The sequence below is a fragment of the Novipirellula sp. genome (assembly GCF_041583735.1).
Taxonomy (GTDB): Bacteria; Planctomycetota; Planctomycetia; order Pirellulales; family Pirellulaceae; genus Novipirellula.
In genome coordinates this window covers 1-4,094 of the sequence record NZ_JBFHFD010000729.1, presented here as the reverse complement: position 1 = coordinate 4,094, position 4,094 = coordinate 1, and the positions used below count along the sequence as shown (strand labels likewise).

At 56.0% G+C, this 4,094-nt stretch carries 1 protein-coding gene; it reads right to left on the bottom strand.

All coding sequences use genetic code 11. From position 1 onward, the window contains the following. Positions 1 to 4,094: hypothetical protein (locus ABX962_RS31740; RefSeq protein ID WP_372725623.1), on the bottom strand; the 4,094-nt coding region annotated here is incomplete at both ends.

The following is a 4,094-nucleotide window of genomic DNA, read 5'->3' as shown; positions in this document are numbered from 1 at the left end:
TTTCCTGCCCTGGAATGAAGCCAACGGGAATCGAGCGGTCGATGATGAACATCGCTTGATAGCGTTGATTCTCACCAATGGCCTCATTGTATTCGCGTCCGAGACTATTGATGTTGGTTGGATCGACTTCGAAGAATCCCATCGTCAAGCGGACTAAGAAAACTTGGGAATTGTCCGATGCCAAGTTTGGCATCCGCATCACCGTTTGGTATCGCAAAAACGGATTCCGTCCACGATCCAAATGAGTTGATAACGGCGCTGCTGAAGCTCGACGCACTAATTGCGGATAGGGAGCCGCAGTGATCGTTTCCTCGACACCCGTTGTCGTCATGTTGTAATGGCGACGAAGCAGCGTTCCATCGATCGGATTGCGGCGCAGTCGGGTCTGAGCTGCAGTATCCCCCGTGTCGTCGGAAGGAATTCGCAACGCGGGTGCAAAATTAGCTCGTGGCGAATCTCGGAATACCCCTGCGAACTGAGTCGGTAGCTCAGGGTCGAGATGTTCGGGATCATAGTTGAATGGCCCCATATCCGCACTGCCGCTGGTATCGACTGTTTTGCGAGGAGCTGTGCCTGATGACGACACAGGGTACCCACGGCGACTCTGGATGAAGTCTGAAAACGCCATCTGCCCGGTTCCTGATGCCGAAGTCAGATGTCCCTGCATCAATCCTTGCCAAACCAGCGACTCACTGAGCGTATTTAGGTTGACACGAGCTTGCCGTTGGTTGTCATACGTCATGTTAAACGGCGGTTTCATCATCTCGACCAATCCGGTCGCCGTGACACGCGCCGGGTGGATCATATCGACTTCGCCACGAAACGGCGGCAGCGTGTGAACGAAATCGAAAATGCGGTCGACGTTCGTCCCGTCGCGGGTTGCATCCTGACTATGGAAGAAGTTCAGCAAGTGTCGGAACGGCGCACGCATTTCCGCCGATACGACGGTGGCCGAGTTTGGATAGACCGTGGGATCGCCCGAGGTGATGTTGAACTCTTCGAATAGCCGACCTTGCGAGCACGCCGGCACCATCATCAATTCCATCGGAGAGGCGAACGGTCGGTTCAACCAAGGATGAACGGCAAACGGAACACTCGGCAATCCACGATCATGCCCCGTGATCGCCGTGGCGGCTGCATCGCTCCCCACGGTTGACGCGAACCCCACAAAGCCTGGATTCATGTTGGGGATCGCCGTATTCAAAACGCTCAACGATGATTGTAGGTGGGCATCCGCAGGCACGGTCGAAAAGGCAAAGTAGTCGGCTGCAGCTGCATCCACGCTGATTGCGGGTGTCGGAAAGTCGGTTTCATACGAGTACAAAGCGTTGGAAGCCACCGCGGCACCAGTCGGCGGTTTGGCAAATCCATTTCGTTGACGAGTTCGTTGCGCATAGAGTCCACCGGGCGAGATTTTACTTTCGCGCTCTTCGCCACTGAAAACGGTCAAGTCGATCGGAATCCAATCGACCGTGCGATACGGATTGGTCACAGGATCGTAGGCCAGCGTTGGGTCGGCCAAACGTTGCAAGAAGGCGGAACAGTATTCAGGTCGCGTTCCCAATGCAGGTTCCGCTCCGGTTGAATCGATAGGTACCCGCCCGATCCCGATATCCAGTGGAGTATCACGTGCGGTATTGCTCGGGGCGCTAAAGTCAAAGTAGGCATCGGTGCGTGGGAAGTCAGGACCACCGACCGAGTCCGAGTCGACGGTGCCGTTATATTGCAACGTAGGTTCGGGATAGAAATTGCCGCCATTGGGCAGCGGTTCCGATACGTTCAGCCCAACGATGTCCTCATCAAACACATCGGTGGCCGCCGTCCAAGTCGATGGCGTTGGCCCCCAATTGGTTGGACGCGGCGCCCCGATCACAAGTGCTTTCGCGTTGCTAAAGGCATCCGCCGCTCCGCCCATCGAAGGAGTGATTTGGGTCCCATCGTGCCGTGCCTGCAGCAACCCTTGCGTGGTATCGACCGACAATCGTTGGTTGCTCGGAAGCCCAGGGAATGTGCCCGACGATTCCTTAGAACCAAATCGGGTGACTAAACGTGGAGCCAAACACAAGTACTGGCCCGCTTCCAGCAATTTGTTCGCATTGGCGGCTGCCAATGCGCCAGTGGTGGGGGCGAAAAACACTTGCTGCGCGGTCATATCCGAAATCAAGTTGTCATCGATCATCGACTTGACCTCTGTCAATGCTCCGCCGGGGTTGGCCGGAGCATCACCATAGTTTTGAAACAAGATAAAGCGGTCGTAACTTAATGCCCCCGCAGTGGTGTCGAGTTCATCGGGGTATTCAATTTGAAACGAGGTCGTGTCGGGTTTCGTCGTTCGCAATGTCGACGGATTCTCGTCTTGCTTGGCTGCCGGTACGGCTGCGGAAGCATCGTGACGCTCGGTGATTGCAATTCGCCATACCGGGGCTCCCGGCGCGGTGCCACGAGGCGGTGCGGTACGAGCCAGATCGAGTGACGAGGACGCGTTGGCCGCGGTTGTATAGAGCTCTTGAGGTGCCCCCGGAAGCGTTGTTTGATCTCCTAGCACCGTAGCCGAAGTCGGAGGCGTATTGACCGTCGGACGAGGGCAATAAAGTTCGAGCACCAAGCTACCTTGTGGGATTCGGACCTGATCCGAGTTGGGGTCTGGGTTGGTGGTGTCGTCCTTAGTCGTCCCGGGGCCATTATCATGATCGGTATCTCGCAATCGCACGTCGTGCGAGGCGAAGGACTCGCTAAAGACGAGTTCAGGGGACTCGACTCCCCAAACGACACCGCGTCGGACTTGGTCTTCACCGGCTTCATCAACCGCCCCATCTCCATCATTATCAATTCCGTCACTGAGATTGGATGCTTTTGTATCGACCGTCGAGATGTCCCCATCGACATCCCATCCATTAAGTGGATCTTCGTCATATTCAAACGCGGTCATAATCGAGTCGGGGTCGCGGTAATCGACGACATTCACTGCCCATTGTGCAATCCGGCGGGCCTTGTAGCCTGGCAGTGCTGCATCATTGCTGTCAGGAAAATCGGCAGCACCGTCGGTCAGCACCATCATCATTACATACAGATGGCGGGCTAGAAGTTGCCGTCCATTGACGGTTGAGGGCTCATTAAAGTTGTAATCCGGCGTTTGTCCTTGAAACGCCGTCGGCACGGTTCCCGAGCCCCCATTGGCGACGCTAAATGCCTCTGTCTCGGCTACCACTTCTGCAGGTTCGTCAATGATATTGTTGCCGTTGTCATCAACTCCGTTTCCGAGCGATCGATTAACGTCGATTTTGCGTCCGAGCCGGAGCTCAGGTGCGACCAAACGGTTGACTTCCAATTCGCTGAGCGTCGATGGAAACAGGCTCAACAACGATTCATACAGTGAATCGCCATCGGTGGCATTGGTAAACGAAATCGGCGGTGGTGTATCGTCCGATTTGGAATGAGTGGTGATGGCGCGGGCCAAGCCTGGATTGGCTGCCAACAGCGGTCCAATCACACCTCGCAATCGCGCCGGCAACATTTCGATGTCGAACTCGTTCGCTCGCAAGATCGCCTCGAGTTCATCCGCCGTTAGCATCAAGTCACCCGACAAACGTCCCGATGGATCACTTTCGTACGGATCATTGATCGATTCGTTGGTCAGTTCATTGTGATTGGTCGTTGTGGTGTCATCGGCGCGGACCTGAGTTCCCGAGCCTCCCGCGACCAGATGGCCTGACAATCCGATTCCCACACCGCCTCGGCCGAAAGGATCGGTCGAGTAACCATAGCCGCCGGCTGCGGTGTGCATCGGAGGCCGGTTGCCCGTTCGCAATAAGTCCAAGGCATCATTGGTATCAGCACCGGGGGTCGGGTTGCTGACTGCGGAAGCCATCGATGGATTGCGATAGCGAGAATTCACTAATGCATCCAGTCCGGTGATCGGCAACGCAGTCTCGGCGGGACCATACCCAAGCCCTCGAAACGCAGCTTGCGCGGCCCCTGTGTAGTCGCCCGCCCACCTCGGGGCCGATGACGAAACGCCCAGCATCGTTGCCGATGTGTACGACGAATTGTGATGTGCATTGACATTCAATCGTCCCGACAGATCCTCGATCATC